Genomic DNA, 20,001 nt, shown 5'->3' with positions numbered 1-20,001 from the left:
GTCATCGCGCAACGCATCCGGGTCCGCGCTCATCCAGGCCAGCCTCCAAAAGCCAGCCTTGAATCACGCCCCGCTCAGCAGCGGAATCCCTCAGATCAGGAAATCGTCACCACCGCCTAACCCCCGGACTTCCGCACCGGCGCGTAGAGCGTGCGGTAGGCGACGCCGCCCAGCTCGAAGCCCTGGACCACGCGCCGGGTGGCAGCGACCTCCTGCTGCTGCAGCAGGACCGGCAGCGGCGAAAGCTCGCGGAAGCGGCGCTGCAGGTCGCGGTAGATCTCCAGACGCCGGGCGGTGTCCACCTCGCGCGTGGCGGCCTGGGCCGCCTGGCTCAGCGCCTCGTTCTGCCAGTGGTTGCGCCAGGCGACGGTCTTCAGCGGGGAGTCGTCGCTGTTGTCGGGGTTCACCAGGAAGGCCTGGGCGTTGGAATTGGGATCGTAGTAGTCCGAGCCCCAGTAGAGCAGCGCCGCCTCGTGCTGCCGCGCGCGGGTCTTGGTGATGACCTGACGCTGCTCGCCGGAGAGCAGGTTCACCCGGATGCCGATGGCACCGAGATCGGCCTGGATCGCCTGGGCGATGTCGGAATGCGGCTGGCCGGAGAAGTGGTCGAGCGTGATGGCGAAGCCATCCGCCACGCCGGCCTCCTGCAGCAGGGCGCGGGCCTTGTCGGGGTCATGGCGGAAGGGCTTGTCGTCCAGCGCGCCGGGCATGCCGGCAGGCAGGAAATTCTGATGCACGCTCCAGGTTCCGTGCACCAGGTTGCGCTCGATGCCCTCGTAGTCGATCGCCCATTTGATCGCCTGCGCAACCTGCGCGCGGCCCAGCATCGGGTGCGATTCATTGAGGCCGAGATAGAGCAGGAAGGCGCGCTCCTTGCGCACGAGGCGCAGCGTGTCGTCGCCCTCCAGGCCGCGGATCTGGTCCGGGCTGAGGTTGCGGGCGATGTCGATGTCGCCCTGCCGCAACTGGAGAAGCTGCGCCGCCGAGTCCGGCGCGTGGCGGATGATGACGCGCTTCAGGTGGGGGTTGGCCGGGCTGCGCGGGTTGGCCTCCAAAATGACGCTCTCGCTGGCGCGCCAGTCGCGCAGGACATAGGCACCCGAGCCGGCGCTGTGCTGCCGCAGCCAGCCATTGCCGAGATCGCCGCCCTGGGCGTGGCGTAGCACCTCGGCCTTCTCGACGATGCTCGCCGCATTGGCGTTCAGGCAGTAGAGCACGAAGCTCGGCGCGCGGGGGGAGCCGATGCGCAGCGTGACGGTGCGCGGAGCGGTGGCCTGCACGGCCTGCCCGACATTCTCCGGCGTCAGCCCGAACTGCCCGAGGATGAAGGCAGGGGCCTTCTGCAGCCGGATCAGGCGCTGAAAGCTGAAGGCGACGTCCTCTGCCGTGACCGGCTTGCCGGAGGCGAAGAGGCGGTCCGGCTTCAGGCGGAAGGTGAAGGTCCGGCTGTCGTCCCCGACTTCCCAGCTTTCCGCGAGATCGCCGACCACCTGGGAGGAATCCGCCGGGTCCACGGCCAGCAGGCGGTCGTAGATGTTGCCCATCAGCTCGCCGCCCGAGGCTTCGAAGGACTCGTGCGGGTCGAGGCTGGTGATGTCGTCGATCTGCCGGGCGATGGCGAGGATGGTGTCCGGCACCGCGGCCCGGGCGGCGGCGGGAAGCAGGGCGGCGCCGAGCGCCGGCGTGGCGAGAAGCTGGCGGCGTGACAGCATGGCGTATGGTCCCCCTGGCCGTGGCGACGGCCGATGCTGCTTCCAGAACCGTGTTGCGCCCGATGGTTTCCTGGCGCCGCGCCAAACTGACAGAAAGAAGATGGGGGGCCGGGGGAATTCCTTCCCCCGGGCGGTCCTATTTCTGAAGGCACCCCTCCGCCAGCAGCCGGAAGGCTGCCGCGCGATGGCTGATCCGGTGCTTCTCCTCCGGGCTCATCTCGCCGAAGGTCCGGCTTTCCCCGGCGGGAAGGAACATCGGGTCGTAGCCGAAGCCCTGCGCGCCGCGCGGCGGCCAGACCCACTCGCCCATGGCGCGCCCCTCGAAGCCTTCCGTGTGCCCATCCGGCCAGGCGAGGACGAGAGCGCAGGTGAACCAGGCCCTGCGGTCGGCATGCGGCCGGGCGAGCTCCTCGACCCTGGCCATGGCCTTGCCGTAGTCGCGCCCGCCGCCGGGCTGCTCGGCCCAGTCGGCGGTGCGGACGCCGGGGTCGCCATTCAGGGCGGCGACGGAGAAGCCGCTGTCATCGGCCAGCGCCACCATGCCGGAGGCCTTCGCGGCCGCCAGCGCCTTGAGCGTGGCATTGCCGATGAAGGTGGCTTCGGTCTCCTCCGGCACCGGCAGGCCCAGCTCCCTGGCGCTGACCACCTCGATGCCGTGCTCCGCCAGCAGGGCCGCGTTCTCCCGCACCTTGCCGGCATTGTGGCTGGCCATGACGATGCGCGTCTCGGCCAGCGGGCGGCGCGGGCTCACCTCCTCTGTTTTCACCGGCCGATCGCCCGGCGCTGGGCGGCGAAGAGCTCGTCGGTGCCCTTGCGCGCCAGCGCCATCAGCTGCAGCAGCTGCGCCTCGGAGAAGGGCGCGCCCTCCGCCGTGCCCTGCACCTCGACGATGCCGCCCTTGCTGGTGAGGACGAAGTTGCTGTCGGCATCGGCGGCGCTGTCCTCGGCATAGTCGAGGTCGAGCACCGCCGTGCCCTGCCACAGGCCGCAGGAGATGGCGGCCACCTGGTCGCGCAGCGGGTTGGCGGAGATCACGTTCTTCAGCACGCAATGCTCGAAGGCCTGGTGCAGCGCCACCCAGGCGCCGGTGATGGCGGCGCAGCGGGTGCCGCCATCGGCGGTGATGACGTCGCAGTCCAGCACCACGGCCATCTCGCCCATCGCCTTGCGGTCCACCACGGCACGCAGCGCACGGCCGATCAGGCGCTGGATCTCCTGCGTGCGGCCGGACTGCTTGCCCCGCGCCGCCTCGCGGTCGCCGCGGGTATGGGTGGCGCGCGGCAGCATGCCGTATTCCGCCGTCACCCAGCCCTCGCCCTTGCCGCGCAGGAAGGGCGGCACGCGCGGCTCGACGCTGGCGGTGCAGAGCACCTCCGTCACGCCCATGCGGATCAGGCAGGAGCCCTCGGCGTGGCGGGCGACGCCGGGCTGGAGGGAGACGGCGCGCAGCGCGTCGGGGGCACGGCCGGAGGGGCGCATCGTTGGTTCTTTCCGTGATATGGCGGCGGGGGCAGGGAATGCGCCGCGCTGCGTGGGCCTGTCAAATCAGGGCCAGGGGAAGGGCGGCTGGGCCGCCGGCCCGCCGGAGAATGCCGATGCGCCCGTCAGCCCGGGATGTTGCCAATGCCCTCGCCTGGGCCGCGCTGCTCGGCTTGGCGGGGCTTGGCGCGGTGCTGGTGCGGCTGGTCGGGTTTCCGGGGCTGCTGCTGCTCGGGCTGGCGGCCATGCTGGTCTGCGTCCGTGCGGAGCTGTCGGAGGAGATCCCCACCTGGGGGAGCGCCATGACACCGAAGGACCCTTCGCCCTCAGGCCGGATGGCGCACCGGCAGGCGGTTGCCGCGCTGCGTGCCGGGCGCCGCATGGCCCTGCTGCTGTTGGCGCTCGGCGCGGCGGGCAGCGCATGGCAACTCTGGCATGGCTGAGGCGGCTTGGAACCACCCTGCCGCCCGCGGAGTTTTCCCTTGAGAACAGTGCGAGGAGCAAAGCCTATGGACCACTCCTATCCCGTCCGCGCCGAGCATGGCAGCGGCACTCTGAGCACCGGCGAGCGCGCCCTCTATGTCGTGGCCGGGCTGGTGATGGCCGCCGCGGCGGCGAAGCCGCGCCCGAATCCGGTGCTCAACGTCCTGGCGCTGGGTGCCGGCGCCTATCTTGCCTGGCGCGGCGCCGAGGGGAGCTGCCCGGTGAAGGCGATGCTCACCGAGGGGCATGTCTGAAGCAGGCTGGGGGAATGAATTCCCCCAGGCCCCCTTCTCTCTTTCTTCTGGTTCCCGCGCCGGCGGCAAGCGCGGCGCCAAGCTGACAAAAAGAAGATGGGGGTCCGGGGGAATTCCTTCCCCCGGACTTTTTTCAGGGCGCCGCTTCCCTGGCCAGCTCGCCAAGGCAGGCGGCCTCGGTGCGCCGCTCGGTGCCGGCGGCACGGGCAGAAGCGTAGCTGACCCGCAGCGCGCTGCCGGGGGTGTCGTCGCGGTCGAGCACCACGTCGAGGTGGCAGAAGGGCGTCTGGAACAGCCAGACCTGGGCCTCCCCTTCCTTGCGCCGCAGGCTGGGCTCGCCCAACCAACGGCGCAGCGTCTCGGGCGACTGGCCGAGCAGCTGCGCGGCCCGCGTGGGCGCGCCGTCGAGGCGGGGCAGGACGGGAGCGGTGGTCGGCTGCATGCCGGCCAGGTTGGCGCGGTAGTTCTCCAGCACTTCCTGCAGTACGGCATGCGGGTCGGCGGGAGAAGGCTGCGCGGCGCAGGCGCCGAGCAGCAGCAGGGCAATCAGCGGAGCGCGGCGTGTCATGGGAGAGCTGGCGCGGGCCGGGGAGACCAGCCCGCGCCGCCGGATCACTCCTCGCCGACGGGGAGCGGGGCCGGGGCGTAGGAGGGCTGCGAATTGCTGCCCTCGCTCAGCATCTCCATGCGGCCGGAAAGCTGGCCGCCCTCCTCCACCTGCAGGCGGCGGCAGCGGGCGACGCCGAGCACCTTGCCGGTGCCGCGGATCACCAGGTTGCCGCGCGCGGTCAGGGTGCCGTCGAAGGTGCCGGCGATCTCGGCATCCTCCACCTCGACCTCGCCCTTGAACACGCCGGACTGGCTGATGAACAGCTCGGCCGCCTGCATCATCTGGCTCTCGATGGTGCCCTCGACCACCAGCCGCTCGGCATCGGTCACGGTACCCTGCAGGCTGATGCCGCGGCCCACCACCATGGTGCGGCGGTCCGAGGGCTGCGGGGCGGCAGACGGGCCGCCGGCGGGCCGGGTGGTGAGCGGGGCGCCGGCATTCACCGGCGGCCGGGGCGGCACGCCCATGCCGGCAGGCGCCTGGCTGGGCTTGGGCGGCAGGTTCATCGGGGCCTCCTGGCTGGTCGCGGGGCGGAACGGCGGAACGGCAAGGTCGGGATCGCGCGCGACGGGCACGGTGGTCGGCGCAGGCCCGTTCTCCGGTTCGCCTCCCGCTCCGGGCGCGGACGGGGTGGGCTCATCGCGGCGGCGGCGGAAGACGGACATCTGGTCCCCCATGGCACAAGTGGGTGTGGAGCCTCGCGCAGCATCGTCGGGCAGGGCGGTGCGCTTGTCTGCGGGCTATCACGCGAGGGGCGTCATGGACAACGGGGGCCGCGCAAGAATCGTTGATCCTGAGGGCTTTCGCGGGAACGGTGGCCGGGCGTGAAAAGCCTGCCGGGAATGGCCCGCAGCCGTTTCCGCCGCCACGCCCGCGCCGCGAGATGTGAGGGCGCGCTGCCACCTATGCCGCCGGCCGCATGGCTGCTATCGCGGCCCTGGCAGGGCCGCCGCGCGCCCCCGGCGCCGGACGGCAGACCCCATCAGCAGCACAGGGCCCGATCTCGATGGCAGCTCCCATTCTCGACATCCTCGGCATCGGCAATGCCATTCTCGACGTGCAGGCGCGGGCGGAGGACGCCTTCCTCGCCGCGCAGGGCATGGCGCGGGGCAGCATGGCGCTGATCGACGCCGGCCGGGCCGAGGCGATCTACGCCGCGATGGGGCCGGGTGTGGAGAGCAGCGGCGGCTCGGCCGCCAACACCTGCGCCGCCGCCGCCGCGCTCGGCGCCCGCGTCGGCTTCCTCGGCAAGGTGGCGGAGGACGCCCTGGGCAAGGTCTTCGCGCATGACATCCGCGCCGCGGGGGTGGACTTCCCCACCGCGCCGCTGGCCGGCGGCGCGCCCACCGCACGCTGCCTGATCCTGGTCTCGCCGGACGGGCAGCGCACCATGAACACCTATCTCGGCGCCTGCGTCAGCTTCGGCGAGGCGGATGTGGACGAGGCGATGGTGGCCTCCGCCGCCGTCACCTACCTGGAGGGCTATCTGTTCGACCCGCCGGAGGCGCAGGCCGCCTTCCGCCGTGCCGCTGGCGTGGCGCACCAGGCCGGCCGGCAGGTGGCGCTCAGCCTCTCCGACCCGTTCTGCGTCGGCCGCCACCGCGACGCCTTCCGCAGCCTGGTCGCGCACCAGGTGGACATCCTCTTCGCCAACGAGGCGGAGGTGACGAGCCTCTACGAGACCGGCAGCTTCGAGGAGGCCATGGCGGCCGTGCGGCGCGAGGTGAAGCTGGCCGTGCTGACCCGCTCGGAGAAGGGCAGCGTCATCCTCCGCGGTGACGAGACCCACGTCATTGCCGCCGAGCCGGCCGAGGTGGTGGACACCACCGGCGCGGGCGATGCCTATGCCGCCGGCTTCCTGGCGGCGCTGACCCAGGGGCATGCGCTGGCGGAATGCGGGCGCTGGGGCTCGCTCGCCGCCGCCGAGTGCATCGGACATTTCGGGGCCCGGCCACAGAGCGATCTCAAGGCGCTGGTCGCACGCTGAACGGTCCTCCGGGAGGGGCGCCGCCCCTCCCGGACCCTTCCCGCCGGGGTGGCAGTGCCACCCCGGACCCCGCCTTTCGCTTGCGGCGGGGCCCGGGGGACACCCTTCCCTGGCCGGATCCCGCAGGAACCTTCCCATGGGCCCCTGGCTCGATGCCTTCGTTGCCACCTTCGGCCTGATCGGCCTCGGCGCGCTGCTGCGCCGCACGCTGCTGCCCGACCTCGCGGTCTGGGCGGGCATGGAGAAGCTGGTCTTCACCCTGCTGCTGCCGGCGCTGCTCACCGCCTCGATCGGCGCGGTGGATCTCGCCACGCTGCCGATCGGCGGCATGGCCGGCACCATCTGGGGCACATTGCTGGCCGGCACCGCGCTTTCCCTGGTGCTGGCGCGGCTGCTCGGCCACGGCCATGCCACGGCCACCTCGGTGCTGCAGGGCGGCATCCGCTACAACAACCTGATGGCCTTCGCCGTGGTGGGCGCGGCGCACGGGCAGGCCGGCATCGCCTTCGGCGGCATCGCCACCGGGCTGATCGTGCCCTGCGTGCAGGTCGTCATCACCCTCGCCTTCGCCATGGGCGGCGACCGGCGGCCGAACCCGTTGCGCCTGCTGCGGCAGATCGCCACCAACCCGCTGCTGGTCGCCTGCGCGCTTGGCTTGGCGCTGGCGCTGGTGGGCGGACCGCCGCCGGGCCTGCGTGGGCTGCTGAAGGCGCTGGCCCAGGGCTCGCTGGCCATCGGCCTGCTCTGCGTCGGCGCGGCGCTGACGCCCGGCGCCCTGGCGGCACGGCCGCTGACCCAGGCGCTGACCGGCGCGCTGAAGCTCTTCGCCATGCCCGCCATCGCCGCCGCGCTGGCCCATGCGATCGGGCTGGAGCCGCTGGCCGCCTCCATCGCCGTGCTGTTCATGGCCCAGCCCACCGCCTCGACGGCCTATGTGCAGGCCCGAGCCATGGGCGGCGACGCGCCGCTGATGGCGGCGATGATCACCACCCAGCATATTGCGGCCATGCTGACGCTGCCGCTCTGGGTGCTGCTGCTGGCGCGCTGAGCCGGGGCAGCGCATGATGCGGCGTCACACCGGCCCGGTTCCGCGCCGGTGCGCCGATGAGATGATGGGGCCACAGGATGCTGGGACGACGCGAGGCTGCGCTGGGACTGCTGGGGGGAGTGCTGCTGCCGGGGCTGGCGCGCGCCCAGGCGCCATCCGGCTGGCCGGACCGCCCGCTGCGCTGGGTGGTGGGCTATCCCGCCGGCGGCCCGAGCGACACCTTCGCCCGGCTGATCGCCGCCGCCCTCGGCCCCGCCCTGGGGCAGAACATGGTGGTGGAGAACCGGCCCGGCGGCGGCGCCGTGCTGGCCAGCGAGACCGTCGCCCGCAGCGCGCCGGACGGCTACACCTTCCTGCACGCCGACAACGGCAACCTGGTCTACAACCCCGCCCTCTACGCCCGGCTGCCCTACGACCCGGACCGTGACCTTACAGGCGTCGGCTTCATCGGCCGCTTCCCGCTCTTCCTGGTGGTGCGGCCGGAGGGCGTGGCGAGCTTCGAGGCCTACCGCGCGCTGGCGCGGCAGCGGCCGCCGACCTACGGCTCGCCCGCCGTGGCCTCGCCGCACCACCTGGCGATGGAGATGCTGAAGCGCCGCGCCGGCTTCGACGCGACGCATGTGCCCTATCGCGGCGGCCCGGCGGCGATGCAGGACCTGCTCAGCGGCACGGTGGACAGCGTGCTGATCGACTGCGCCACCGGCATCCCCTTCATTCGCGAGAAGAAGGTGCGGGCCTTGCTGGTGCTCTCCGAGGTGCGCTCGGCGCAGGCGCCGCAGGTGCCGACGGCGCAGGAACTTGGCGTTGCGAATGCGGTGGCCTTCGGCTGGCAGGCCATGTCGGCGCCCACTGGAACGCCGCAACCGGTCATCGACCGGCTGAACGCCGAGATGCGTGCCGTCGTCGCCTCCGAGGGGATGCAGGCGCGGATGCGCAGCCTTGGCATCGAGAGCGCCGCCTGGTCGCCCACCGAACTGAACGACTTCGTGGCGCGCGAGAATGCCGCCTGGCGACCGCTGATCCGCGATCTGGGCATCCGGCTGGACGGGTGAGGAGCGGAGGCATTTTTTTCGCTCCGTTGGTGCAACCCGCGGCCGCCGCGCGATCTGCTGGCGGGGGTTCCTCTCCGCCGGTGGGAAAGCGATGCCGCGTCTGCTTCTGGGCCTGTTTCTCCTGTTGAATCTGGCCGGATGCAACTCGCCTGGCGCGCGGATCGCGGCCGAGGCGCGGCAGGCGCTGGTGGGAATGCGGGCGGATGACCTGCAGGCCTGCGCCGGCATCCCCACCCGGACGCGTCATCTCTCCGACGGCACCGACCTGTTCTCCTACGAGCAGCGCAACGCCAATGTCGGCGGCCTGCACCTGAACGTGCCGACGCTGGGCGAGTTCGCCGTCGGCAGCAGCGGCTCCTATTGCCATGCGCTGTTCCGGATCGCGGAGGACCGTGTCGTTGGCCTGAATTACACCGGCGACAATGACGACGTGTTCGGCCGGGAGGGCGTCTGCGCGCCGATCGTGCGGGGCTGTCTGCGCTATCCCGAGCCGGCGCGGATACCACCGCCGGTCGTAGGCCGGTTCGATCCCGCCGCGGCGGCAGGCCAGGCGAGCCCCTGACGCCGCTCCGACCGGGAGCAGGGGGAGCGAAAGCACAGATTTTCAACCTGAAGTTGTAATCAAATTGTGATTTACAATCTGGAATGCGGAGGTTGAAGCCCTTTCGCCACCCCGCCGAAAGGCTCCAGCCTCCCCTCGCCGACGATCACGCCAGCAAGGATGAAGGCGGCCCCCAGCAGCGCCAGGGCCGGCAGGCGCTCGCCCGCCGGCCGGCCCAGACCGGCTCGCCCGCATAGATCAGGGGCGCGCGAGTGGGCGAGACCGACCGCTGCGCTCAGTTCATGGTGAGTTGGATCACCGCACTGGCCGGTGCGTTGGGCGTGCAGTTCGCGGACCTCGTCCGCCAGCCTGACACGGCCGAGAGTCGCCGGACCAAGGAAACCGCATGGCGCGGCCGGAGCGCGCGCAGCCGCGCGGTGCTGCCGCCGCCGCTTCAGGGCGTCGAACTGTGGTCATGGTCGCTCGACATGGGGGAGCGCTACGAGGCCGGTGCCGACCCGGCAGGCTGGCACGAACTGTTCGTGGTGATCGAGGGCCGGGTGCAGATCCTCGAGGCGGGCGCCTGCGCCGTGTCCGACAGCAGCAAGCCCTGCAGCTACGAGAATGCCGGCACCACCTGCCTCCGCTCCGTGCGGAACGTCACCTCCTGAGGCCCCGGCCCGGACTCGAAGAAAAAAGAAGGGGGTCTGGGGGAATTCATTCCCCCAGCCCTTTCACCCATCGCAGCAGCCGCCCGACCACTTCCTCCCAGCCTGGCTCCAGCATCAGCAGATGCCCGCCGGGCAGGAACTCGGCCTGGGCGCCGTGCCAGAGTGCGCAGCGATGCACCGCGTCGGCGGTGATCAGCCGGTCCTCGGCGGCGCCCAGCACCAGCACGGGGCGGCGGTGCAGCCAGCCATGGGGCACGGGCTGCGGCATCTGCGCATCCAGCAGCACGCGGCGGGATTCGCCGCCCATCCGGCGCAGGAAGTGCTGCGCGAGGGCTTCGGGCATGGCCGTGCCGAACAGGTTGCGGGCGAGATCCGCGGGGGCGGTGCCGATGGGCTGATCCATCCGCGCCGCCTCGCTCCACAGGGTCGGGTCGGTCAGTGCCAGCCGGGCGCTGGAGAGCCAGAGCCCTTCGGGCGGCACCGGCGCCAGCAGGGCGGCGCCGCGCACCGTCCGCTCCAGCAGCAGGCGCTGCGCCACCAGCGCGCCGAGCGAATGGCCGACCAGCACCACCGGCCCTTCCTGCCGCGCCACCACCTCCCGCGCCTGGGCGAGATAATCATCGAGACCGGCGGGGCGGCCCTGGGCGCTGCGGGCGAAGTCCAGCACCAGGGTGGGCAGGCCGGCGGCGGCGCATCGCGCGGCGAAGCCTTCCCACACCCAGCCGCCGCAGCCGGCGCCGTGCAGGAACACCAGGCTCGGCGTATGCGTGGCGGCGGTGTGGCGCGGCGGGGCGGCTGCGGCCCCTTCGGGGCGGGGCGGCGGCAGGGCGTCGGGCATCAGGCGGCGGCCTCGCCGGGCATGGCGGCGCGCAACAGGGTGACCGTCTCCCGCGCAGCCTCCAGCGGCACCCCGAGGCGCTGCAGCGCGAAATCGGCCATGCCCAGCGCCACTTCCCGCTCTCCCATCACCGCCATGCCCACGCCACCCTCGGCGCGCAGCCAGGCAATCTCGCTGTCCGCATGGGTGCGCACCGCCACCTCGATGGCGGGATTGGCCTGCCGCGCCAGCTCCATGATCCGTCGTGCCTCCCATGCGCCGGGCAGGGCGAGCACCAGCAGCCGCGCCTGGCGCGGCCGGGCGGCGCTCAGCACCTCCTCCTGCACCGCATTCCCCCAGATGACATGAACGCCTTCCTTCACGAGCCGCTCGGCAAGGCGGCGGTTCTCCTCCACCACGACGAGCGGCAGCCCGTGGCGGCGCAGTGCCTCGGCGATGGTGCTGCCGACGCGGCCATAGCCCACCAGGATGACGTGCTCCCGCACCCCCCCGAGGGAAGGGTGACGCGGCGGCCGGCGTCCGCCCTGCCAGCGCCGCAGCACGCGGTTCGCGTCCAGCCGCGGCAGCAGCGCGGCGAGGGCGCGGAAGCTCAGTGGCGTCAGCAGGATGGAGCCGAAGCTGGCCAGCAGGACGGGACCGCGCGCCATTTCCGGCAGGATGCCCTCACCGATCGCCAGTTCGGTCAGCACGAAGGAGAACTCGCCGATCTGGGCGAAGGCCGCGCCGACGATGACGGCGCTGGCCGGCTGCACGCCGAGCGCCAGCAGCAGCAGGAAGGTGATGCCGCCGGTGCCGAGCAGCACCACCACCAGCGCCGTGGCGGAGGCAAGCGGCGCCATCGCCAGGGCCGCCGGGTCCAGCAGCATGCCGATGGAAAAGAAGAAGATGGCCGCGAAGACGCGCTGCAGCGGCACCGTCTCGGCCGCCGCCTGATGGCCGAGGTCGCTCTCCCCCAGCACCACGCCGGCGAAGAAGGCGCCGAGCGCGAAGGAGACGTGGAACAGGGCCGTGGCGGCCAGCGCGACGCCGAGCGCCGCCACCACCACGGCCAGGGTGAACAGCTCGCGCGAGCCGGTGCCGGCGACCCGCCGCAGCGCCCAGGGCAGCACGCGGCGGCCGGCCAGCAGCATCACCGCCATGAAGGCGGCCAGCTCCGCCACGGCGCGCAGCATGGCGAAGCCCAGCCCCTCCGTGCTCCCGCCCGCAGCGGCCGGCAGCAGCACCAGCCCGAGCACCACGATGAGGTCCTGCATCACCAGCCAGCCCAGGGCGATCCGTCCGGCTTCGCCGGAGAGGCGGCCGCGTTCCTCCAGCGCGCGGGTGGCGACGGCGGTGGAGGCGATGGCGAGCGCCAGCCCGAAGGCGAAGGCGCCGCCAAGCCCGACGCCCAGCAGCAGCATCGCGACCGCCGCCCCCAGCGCGCCCACCAGCGCCACCTGCACCACGGCGCCCGGCACCGCGACGCGCCAGACCGCCAGAAGGTCCTGTGCCCGGAAATGCAGCCCGACGCCGAACAGCAGCAGCCCGACACCCACCTCGGCCAGGGTGGCGGTGAAGCCGTGATCGGTGGAGAAACCCGGCGTATGCGGCCCGACCAGCGCCCCCGCCACCAGATAGCCCAGCAGCGGCGGCAGCCGCAGCACCCGCGCCACCAGGCCGCAGACGAAGGCGAGGGAGAGGGCGATGACCAGGACGGCGAGCAGGGATGGCGCAGCGTGCATCACGGGCAGAGTAGAGGGCCGCCGCCGCCCCGGCCAGGGTGCCATCATCATGCGTGTCAATGATGATGGTTCCGGCATGGGATTTCCTTTCCGGGGCCGGCGGCCCCAGGTGAGGTGGCAGACCAGGAGGCCCGCCATGCCTGACGCCCTGCCCATCCCTCCCGCCGACCTGCCCCCTGAGGCGGCGCCGCTCACCATCGGCGGCGTGACGCTGGCGGCGCGCGACCTGCCCGGCCTGGCGCGCTTCTATACGGCGCTGCTCGGCCTGGAGCCGGTGCCGCAGGGCGCCGGGCTGCGCTTCGACCTGGCCGGCGCCATGCTGCGCCTGCTGCCGGCACCGGACGCCCGCCCCGAGCGCGGCGACGAGCCCGGCCTGTTCCACACCGCCTTCCTGATGCCGGATCGCGCGGCGCTGGCCGGCTGGCTGCACCACGCGCTCGCCCTGGGTGTCCGGCTGGACGGCGCCTCCGATCATGGCGTCAGCGAGGCGCTCTACCTCTCCGACCCGGAGGGCAACGGCATCGAGGTCTATGCCGACCGGCCGCGTGCCCTCTGGCCGCGCCCGCCTGCTCCGGCCGAGGGCGTGGCGATGGTGACGCGCCAACTCGACCTGCCCGGCCTGCTGGCCGCCGCCCCCGGGGCGGCGCTGGCGCCGCGCGCCACCCGCATCGGCCATGTGCACCTGCGCGCCGGCGACCTGGCCACCACGGAAGCTTTCTACCGCGGCCTCGGCCTTGCGGTGACGCAGCGGATGCCGCGCGCGAGTTTCCTGGCCAGCGGCGGCTATCACCATCACGTGGCGGTCAACAACTGGGGCAGCAGCGGCGTCCGTCCCGCCGGGCTCGCCGGCCTCGCCGCCCTCACGCTGCGCGCGACGGATGAGGCAGCCTTCCGGCACGCAGCGGCAGCGATGCCGGAGGGGAAGGCCACGGACCCTTCCGGGAACACCGTTCTGCTGCTTCCTCCCGCAGGTTGAAAAAGGTCGGGGGAAGGAATTCCCCCGAACCCCCATCTTTTTTCTGCCCGTTAAGGCGGCGCCAAACTCGAGGAAAGAAGATGGGGGGACTGGGGGGAATTCCTTCCCCCCAGCCTTGTTTCAGTGGGTTTCCTCGCTGGTGCGAAAGGCCAAGCTTCCTTATCTGGCCGGCATGCCCACTCGGCGCTTCGCGCCCTGCGGCCCGAAGGTGTAAGGGAAGCCCGTCATGGCACCGAACGAACTCCGCGCCGATCGTCCCCTGGTGGGTGAACGCACCACTGCCCCTTCTTCGACCGACGCCACGCCCCCCGGCCAGCCGCCTCGCCCGCCCCGCCGGCCCCGCCGGAAGGGCGGCGGCGGGCGGGGCGCCGGGCGCTGGGTGGTGCGGCTGGCCAGCCTCGGGCTGATCCTGGTGCTGGGCGGTGCCGCGGTGGGTGGCATCGCCGCCTACGGCCTCTATCGCGAGGCCGCCACGGACCTGCCGGAGCATGCCTGGCTGGCCGACTACCAGCCGCCGCAGATGAGCCGCATCTACGCCGCCGACTCCCGGCTGATGGCGGAGCTGGCGCTGGAGCGCCGCGTCTTCGTGCCGGTCGGCGCCATCCCACCGCGCCTGCAGGCCGCCTTCGTCGCCGCCGAGGACCAGAACTTCTGGAGCCACCACGGCGTGGACTTCCTGGCCATCGGCCGCGCGGCGCTGATGAACGTGGAGGGCCTGTTCACCGGCCGGCGCGCCTTCGGCGCCTCCACCATCACCCAGCAGGTCGCCAAGAACATGCTGGTCGGCAATGACCGCACCATCATGCGCAAGGTGCGCGAGGCGATCCTGGCCTTCCGGCTGGAATCCGCCATGCCGAAGGACCGCATCCTGGAGATCTACCTGAACGAGATCTTCCTGGGGCAGCAGGCCTATGGCGTCGCCTCGGCGGCGATGAACTATTTCAACAAGGGCCTCGATGAGCTGACGCTGGGCGAGACGGCCTTCCTCGCTGCCCTGCCCAAGGCGCCGAACAACTACAACCCGAACCGCTACCCCGAGGCCGCCAAGGCCCGGCGCGACTGGGTGCTCGACCGCATGGCCGAGGACGGGGCCGTCACCCAGGCCGAGGCGGACGCGGCGAAGCGGGAGCCGATCGTCGCGCGGGGCCGCGCGCGGCCCGACCTGCTGGCCACCGGGCAGTACTTCACCGAGGAGGTGCGGCGCGAGCTGGTCGCCCGCTTCGGGCAGGACCAGACCACCATGGGCGGCCTCGTGGTCCGCACCAGCATGGAGCCCGAGCTGCAGACCGCGACCGAGCAGGCGCTGCGCGAGGGGCTGATGGCCTATGATCGCCGCCGCGGCGGCTGGCGCGGCCCGGTGGCGAAGATCTCCACCGCCGCCACGGAATGGATGCCGGCGCTGGAAGGCGTCACGCGCCCCGCCGGCGCGCCGGCGGAGTGGCAGCTCGCGGTGGTGCTCGACGTCGAGAACAGCGAGGCGAAGCTGGCCTGGCTGGAGCATCCGGACGGCCGCGCCCAGGCGCAGCCGCGCCAGGGCACGCTGCCCTTCTCGGCGGTGCAGGGCTGGGCCCGACCGGCCTCCAGGGATGGCCGCCTCGGCGCCGCCCCGCGCCGCATGCAGGACGTGCTGAGCCCGGGCGACGTGGTGCTGGTGGAGAGCCGGCCCGGCAGCCCCGCCCAGGGCCGCAACCCGGCGCGGCCGGCGCAGCTTGCCCTGCGGCAGATCCCGCAGGTCGAGGGCGCCGTGGTGGCGCTCGACCCGGCGACCGGGCGCGTGATCTCCATGGCCGGCGGCTTCTCCTTCGAGAAGTCCTGGTTCAACCGCGCCACCCAGGCGCTGCGCCAGCCCGGCTCCTCCTTCAAGCCCTTCGTCTATCTGCCGGCGCTGGAACTGGGCATCCCGCCCAATCAGAAGCTGCTGGATGGGCCGATCGAGATCCAGACGCCGCAGGGCGTCTGGAAGCCGGGCAATTACGAGGGCAACTACAACGGCTGGGTGACGATGCGGACGGCGCTGCAGAAGTCGCTGAACCTCGTCACCGTCCGCCTGGCGCAGGAGGTCGGCATCGACCGCGTGGCGGAGACGGCGGCGCGCTTCCATGTCATCCCCAACATGCCGCATGTCCTCTCCATGGCGCTCGGCGCCGGCGAGACGACGGTGATGCGCATGGCCGCCGCCTATGCCTCCTTCGTCAATGGCGGCAAGGAGGTGATGCCGACGCTGATCGACACGGTGCAGGACCGCTTCGGCAACGTCGTCTGGCGGGCCGACAGCCGCCGCTGCGACGGCTGCGACAGCGGGCCGGGCGCCGAACCGCCGCACCTGCTGGACGAGCGCAAGCAGATCGCCGACCCGATCGCCGCCTACCAGATGGTCTCGCTGCTGCAGGGCGTGGTGCAATACGGTACCGGCGGCCGCGCCGGGGCCGGGCTGAACCGTCCGGTGGCCGGCAAGACCGGCACGACGAACGACTACATGGACAACTGGTTCGTCGGCTTCACGCCCGACATCGTGGTGGCGGTCTGGGTCGGCTTCGACGACCCACGCTCGCTCGGCCGCAACGAGACCGGCGGCACCAATGCGGCACCGATCTTCCATGACGTGGTCGCCTCGGCGCTGAGGGACAGCCCGCCGGTGCCCTTCCGCGCCCCGCCGGGCGTGGCGCTGGTGCGTACGCAACTCGACAATGGCCAGACCATCCTGGAGCCCTTCCGGCCCGGCACCGAGAACGCCGCCCGCCCGCCGATCGGCACCGACGAGGTGGTCACCGACACCCCGGCTGGCACAGAAGGGGGCCTCGGCGGCCTCTACTGAACCGATGCCGGGGGGAGGGAGCGGGGGAGGGCCTTCCCCCTGCCGGCGCGCTTTCGGCGAGGGCCGCGCCACCTGAGGTGGCGTGGCCCTTTTCCGTTCCGTTCCAGGCTTGGGCCAGTATGGAACTGGCCAGGGAAGCGAGGTTTATGCAGGCACGAAGGGTGAACAGACGAGCTGTCTTATCAAAAGACTCATGAACGGAAAGTGAGACAGAACGCCGACTCCGAATCGGCACAAGAACTATCTGCCGAGCTATCGTTCCTCCGTTCCTGTTCATGCGGAGACCTGCGGATGGCCAGCCCTTATTTTCCGCCAACCAACAAAGTTATCGGGACGGATGGCAGCGAAACGGTTATTGGAACCCCCCAGAACGACGACATTTATGCCGGCGATGGCGGTGACTATATCGTAGGCGGCCCGGGCAGCGACTACATCGATGGCGGCCCCGGCTTCGACGTGGCTGCCTATGACGGTGCCAGCAGCCGCTACCAGGTGGCCGTCACCGGCGGCGTGGCGACCGTGACCGACACCACGGATGGCTCGGTGGACCATCTGGTCAATGTCAGCCGCCTTGATTTCGCCGACCAGCAGCTGGCCGTGAACCTGCCGGCTTTCTCGCCGCTGCGCTACATCGCGTCCAATCCGGACCTGCTCGTCGTCTACCGCGACAATGCCTCGCAAGGCGCCTGGCACTATGCGGAATTCGGCTATGCCGAGGGCCGGCAGACCGCCAGCTTCAACGGGCTGACCTATATCGCGTCCAATCCGGACCTGATCACGGGGCTTGGCGCCTCGGCCGGCGAGGGCACCTACCACTACATCTTTCACGGCTTCGAGGAGGGGCGCGGCCCAGGCAATTTCGACGGGCTGGGCTACATCGCCTCCTATGACGACCTGATCCCGTGGCTTGGCATCAACTGGGAAGCGGGGGCCACCCACTATATCCAGCACGGCTTCTACGAAGGCCGGAGCGCCGGCACCTTCAACGGGCTGGAATACATCGCCTCCCATCCCGACCTGATCACCTGGCTCGGCGCCGACTATGGTCGCGGCACGGCGCACTTCGTGGAGCACGGCTTCTTCGAAGGCCGCTCGCGGGACAGTTTCAGCGCCGAACAGTACCTGAACAACTATGCCGACCTGAAGGCGTGGCTGGGCGACAACTACGATGCCGCGACCGCGCACTACATCGAACACGGCTACGGCGAAGGCCGTACCGACCAGCCCCTCATCGCCTGAGGCGGCCTCGCGTCTGGCAGGGCAGGCGGCGCATTTCTGGCGCCGCCTCTGGACAGCGGGGGCGGCGGGATAGTATCCCCCGCCCCCTACCCTGCCATCCGATGGGCCGCCGCCCGGCATGGGCGCGCGCGGCTCGCCTTCCCCCGCGGAAGCGCATGGCCGGGCTTCGCGGCCATGACCGGCCTCTTCGAGCGAGGGATGACACGATGCGCGCCGATGCCGAGGCCCTGCGCGGCCAGATCGAGGAATCCGTCGCCCTGCTGCGCCGCCATCTCGACTGGGACGTGGCCGTGCGGCGCCTTGACGAGGTGAATGCCCGCGCCGAGGACCCCACCCTCTGGGACAAGCCCGACGAGGCGCAGGCGGTGATGCGCGAGCGCACCCGGCTGGCCGACCAGATCGAGGGCGTTCGCAGCCTGGAGCAGAACGTGCGGGACGCGCTGGAGCTGATCGAGCTGGCGGAGGCCGAGGGCGATGCCGCGACCGCCGATGCCGCCGTTGCCGACCTGCAGGCCTATGCCGCCGAGGCCAAGCGCCGCGAGATCGAGAGCCTGCTCTCCGGCGAGGCCGACAACCGCGACTGCTTCGTCGAGGTGAATGCCGGCGCCGGCGGCACCGAGGCGCAGGACTGGGCGCAGATGCTGCTGCGCATGTACCAGCGCTGGGCCGAGAAGCGCGGCATGAAGGTCACACTGACCGAGGAGAGCGAGGGCGAGCAGGCCGGCATCAAGTCCGCCACCATTCAGGTGAGCGGGCCCAATGCCTATGGCTGGCTGAAGACGGAAAGCGGCGTGCACCGGCTGGTGCGCATCTCGCCCTTCGACGCCGCCGCGCGCCGGCAGACCAGCTTCGCCAGCGTCTATGTCTTCCCGGTGATCGACGACAAGATCGAGATCGAGATCAACCCGGCGGACATCAAGACCGACACCTTCCGTGCCTCCGGCGCCGGCGGCCAGCACGTCAACAAGACCGAATCCGGCGTGCGCTTCACGCATATCCCGACCGGCATCGTCGCCGCCTCCACGCAGGACCGCTCGCAGCACCGCAACCGCGTCATTGCGATGGACATGCTGAAGGCGCGCCTCTACGAGCTGGAACTGCGCAAGCGCGAGGAAGTCACCGCAGGGATCGAGGCCGGCAAGACCGATATCGGCTGGGGCCACCAGATCCGCTCCTATGTCCTGGCGCCCTACCAGCTGGTGAAGGACCTGCGCACCAACGTCGAGAAGGGCAACCCGGACGCCGTGCTCGACGGCGAGCTGGACGACTTCATGGCCGCGGCACTCGCCACCCGCGTTGGCGCCCATCGCAGCGAGGCCAGCGCCTCGGCGCGATGAAAGTGCCGGGGGAGAAGGAATTCTCCCCCAGACCCCCCCTTCTTTTTTTCTGCCAGTTTGTTCCTGGGCTGAACATGGCCACGGAGGGCGCGCGGAGCGCGTCCCGAGGACTTGCAGAGAGAAAAGGGGGGTCTGGGGGGAACTCTGTTCCCCCCGGCCTTTCGGAGCAGGACCATCGCATGACCGACCTCTTCCCCCGCCCGCAGGACCGGCACGACCCCGGCGGCAAGGTGCGGCTGGCCGTCTCGGGCGAGGTGGTCAGTCGCGCCGCATTCTCGGAATGCGGCCGCTACCGGACCTTCCTGGAGCGCCGCTGGGACGGGAAGCCCTTCGGCTCGCCCGGCTTCGTCGCCTGGGTGATGATGAATCCCTCCACCGCCGACGAGCAGGTAGACGACCCGACGGTGCGCCGTGCTCGCGACTTCACGCGCCGCTGGGGCTTCAACGCCATGGTGGTGCTGAACATTTTCGCGCTCCGCGCCACCCGGCCGGAGATGCTGCTGGCAGCGGAAGACCCGGTCGGGCCCGGCAATGACGCCGCCATCGCCGAATGGGCGGCGCGGGCGGAGCGGGTGATCGTCGCCTGGGGCCTGCCGCCCAAGCCGCTGCGCTGGCGCGGCCCGGCCGTGGCGGAACTCCTCCAGGCGGCGGGCGTGCGGCCGATGGCGCTGAAGGTGACGCAGTCCGGCGAGCCGGGGCACCCGCTCTACATTGCCGGGAATACGCAGCCGGTGGCGTGGAGTCGTTAAAGCCGGGACCGCTGGGGAAGGGGGGGCCTTCCTGGGATCTGCTTTGGTTTGATACGCCCACATCTTGTGAGGGGGGCGTGCCATGGTGCTGAAGCTTAAAGCGATTCCCGATGGGCCGAGCTTGCTATCAGCTCTGGAGGCAATCGACATCCGCGTTTTGCCACGCACCGCCGGTCGCACAACAAGGCAGACCGAAACTTTTGTCGCTGTCCATCTGCTTGCGGCGCTTCATCGTGGCAACCGTCTTGGATATCCATTGAGCGCCACACATCGTGAGCGGCCAGATTTGCTCATCTCGATGCCAAGCGGCGACATCGGTGTCGAAATCGCAGAAGCAACGTCCGAAAGCTGGGCCAAGCTGTCTGGTCGCGGGACATTGTTGGGAGCCGGTCGGGCGGGCTATCGTAGAGTACGCCTACCGCTTCGCGCGCCTGAAGGGCACCGTGCCGGGAGGAAGCTGAGGCATGCTCCAGATCCACCCCAATGCCC

The 20,001-nt window shown here is 71.3% G+C and carries 20 protein-coding genes and 1 pseudogene; 14 read left to right on the top strand and 7 right to left on the bottom strand.

The window, feature by feature from the left end:
• Positions 1-116: 116 nt before the first annotated feature.
• The 3 genes from QMO56_RS25475 to rph all read right to left on the bottom strand — a co-directional run bounded on the left by QMO56_RS25475 (position 117) and on the right by rph (position 3,191).
• Positions 117-1,712, bottom strand: coding sequence for an ABC transporter substrate-binding protein (locus tag QMO56_RS25475; protein ID WP_283530271.1), 1,596 nt, complete (start codon positions 1,710-1,712; stop codon positions 117-119).
• Between the two features lie 136 nt (positions 1,713-1,848).
• The gene (locus QMO56_RS25470) at positions 1,849-2,424 is read right to left on the bottom strand and encodes a non-canonical purine NTP pyrophosphatase (protein WP_408906554.1); all 576 of its coding nucleotides are present in this window, start codon (positions 2,422-2,424) and stop codon (positions 1,849-1,851) included.
• Between the two features lie 50 nt (positions 2,425-2,474).
• Positions 2,475-3,191, bottom strand: a complete 717-nt coding sequence (gene rph / locus QMO56_RS25465; protein ID WP_283530267.1) for a ribonuclease PH — start codon at positions 3,189-3,191, stop codon at positions 2,475-2,477.
• 116 nt (positions 3,192-3,307) lie between these two features.
• On the opposite strand from rph, the gene QMO56_RS25460 reads away from it, so the two are divergent.
• A complete protein-coding gene (locus tag QMO56_RS25460) occupies positions 3,308-3,634 on the top strand; it encodes a hypothetical protein (protein WP_283530265.1) in 327 nt (108 codons plus the stop codon).
• A gap of 66 nt (positions 3,635-3,700) precedes the next feature.
• A complete protein-coding gene (locus tag QMO56_RS25455) occupies positions 3,701-3,928 on the top strand; it encodes a YgaP-like transmembrane domain (protein WP_283530264.1) in 228 nt (75 codons plus the stop codon).
• 133 nt (positions 3,929-4,061) lie between these two features.
• Here QMO56_RS25455 and QMO56_RS25450 read toward each other — a convergent pair whose 3' ends face one another.
• Both QMO56_RS25450 and QMO56_RS25445 read right to left on the bottom strand, forming a co-directional pair.
• Positions 4,062-4,496, bottom strand: a complete 435-nt coding sequence (locus QMO56_RS25450) for a hypothetical protein (RefSeq protein ID WP_283530262.1) — start codon at positions 4,494-4,496, stop codon at positions 4,062-4,064.
• Positions 4,497-4,540: 44 nt separating this feature from the next.
• A complete protein-coding gene (locus QMO56_RS25445; protein ID WP_283530260.1) occupies positions 4,541-5,044 on the bottom strand; it encodes a polymer-forming cytoskeletal protein in 504 nt (167 codons plus the stop codon).
• Between the two features lie 500 nt (positions 5,045-5,544).
• Between QMO56_RS25445 and QMO56_RS25440 the strand changes: the two genes are divergently transcribed.
• The 5 genes from QMO56_RS25440 (at position 5,545) to QMO56_RS25415 (ending at position 9,837) form a co-directional block, all read left to right on the top strand.
• Positions 5,545-6,525: an adenosine kinase gene (locus QMO56_RS25440; protein ID WP_283530259.1), complete on the top strand. Its 981-nt coding sequence runs from the start codon at positions 5,545-5,547 to the stop codon at positions 6,523-6,525.
• 136 nt (positions 6,526-6,661) lie between these two features.
• Positions 6,662-7,573 (top strand): AEC family transporter, encoded by a 912-nt coding sequence (locus QMO56_RS25435; protein WP_283530257.1) that lies wholly within the window; start codon positions 6,662-6,664, stop codon positions 7,571-7,573.
• Between the two features lie 77 nt (positions 7,574-7,650).
• Entirely contained in the window at positions 7,651-8,625 is a 975-nt protein-coding gene (locus QMO56_RS25430) for a tripartite tricarboxylate transporter substrate binding protein (RefSeq protein WP_283530255.1), read from the top strand.
• Positions 8,626-8,716: 91 nt separating this feature from the next.
• A complete protein-coding gene (locus tag QMO56_RS25425; RefSeq protein ID WP_283530253.1) occupies positions 8,717-9,187 on the top strand; it encodes a hypothetical protein in 471 nt (156 codons plus the stop codon).
• 251 nt (positions 9,188-9,438) lie between these two features.
• Positions 9,439-9,837 carry a hypothetical protein gene (locus QMO56_RS25415; RefSeq protein ID WP_283530275.1) on the top strand — a complete coding sequence of 133 codons (399 nt, stop codon included), beginning with the start codon at positions 9,439-9,441 and terminating at the stop codon, positions 9,835-9,837.
• 46 nt (positions 9,838-9,883) lie between these two features.
• Here the strand turns inward: QMO56_RS25415 and QMO56_RS25410 are convergent, their stop codons facing one another.
• Together QMO56_RS25410 and QMO56_RS25405 are read right to left on the bottom strand one after the other, a co-directional pair.
• On the bottom strand, positions 9,884-10,675 hold the full coding sequence (locus QMO56_RS25410) for an alpha/beta hydrolase (RefSeq protein ID WP_283530251.1): 792 nt from the start codon (positions 10,673-10,675) through the stop codon (positions 9,884-9,886).
• Positions 10,675-12,447: a cation:proton antiporter gene (locus QMO56_RS25405; RefSeq protein WP_283530273.1), complete on the bottom strand. Its 1,773-nt coding sequence runs from the start codon at positions 12,445-12,447 to the stop codon at positions 10,675-10,677. The genes QMO56_RS25410 and QMO56_RS25405 overlap by 1 nt, the downstream gene beginning before the upstream one ends.
• 85 nt (positions 12,448-12,532) lie before the next feature.
• On the opposite strand from QMO56_RS25405, the gene QMO56_RS25400 reads away from it, so the two are divergent.
• The 7 genes and pseudogenes from QMO56_RS25400 to QMO56_RS25375 all read left to right on the top strand — a co-directional run.
• On the top strand, positions 12,533-13,372 hold the full coding sequence (locus QMO56_RS25400) for a VOC family protein (protein WP_283530250.1): 840 nt from the start codon (positions 12,533-12,535) through the stop codon (positions 13,370-13,372).
• Positions 13,373-13,598: 226 nt separating this feature from the next.
• Positions 13,599-16,187 (top strand): penicillin-binding protein 1A, encoded by a 2,589-nt coding sequence (locus QMO56_RS25395; protein WP_283530248.1) that lies wholly within the window; start codon positions 13,599-13,601, stop codon positions 16,185-16,187.
• Positions 16,188-16,478: 291 nt separating this feature from the next.
• Positions 16,479-16,634 (top strand): annotated as a pseudogene (locus QMO56_RS27045) (hypothetical protein); the annotation flags it as partial.
• Between the two features lie 9 nt (positions 16,635-16,643).
• Entirely contained in the window at positions 16,644-17,426 is a 783-nt protein-coding gene (locus QMO56_RS25390) for a hypothetical protein (protein WP_283530246.1), read from the top strand.
• Between the two features lie 206 nt (positions 17,427-17,632).
• Entirely contained in the window at positions 17,633-18,763 is a 1,131-nt protein-coding gene (gene prfB, locus QMO56_RS25385) for a peptide chain release factor 2 (RefSeq protein ID WP_283530244.1), read from the top strand.
• A gap of 179 nt (positions 18,764-18,942) precedes the next feature.
• Positions 18,943-19,512, top strand: a complete 570-nt coding sequence (locus tag QMO56_RS25380; RefSeq protein WP_283530241.1) for a DUF1643 domain-containing protein — start codon at positions 18,943-18,945, stop codon at positions 19,510-19,512.
• Between the two features lie 82 nt (positions 19,513-19,594).
• On the top strand, positions 19,595-20,001 hold a 407-nt coding region (locus tag QMO56_RS25375; RefSeq protein ID WP_283530239.1), incomplete at its 3' end, for a hypothetical protein.

The organism is Roseomonas sp. E05, from assembly GCF_030063475.1.
Classification (GTDB): domain Bacteria; phylum Pseudomonadota; class Alphaproteobacteria; order Acetobacterales; family Acetobacteraceae; genus Pseudoroseomonas.
The sequence above is the reverse complement of the archived record's forward strand: the minus strand, read 5'-3'. Positions and strand labels throughout refer to the sequence as shown.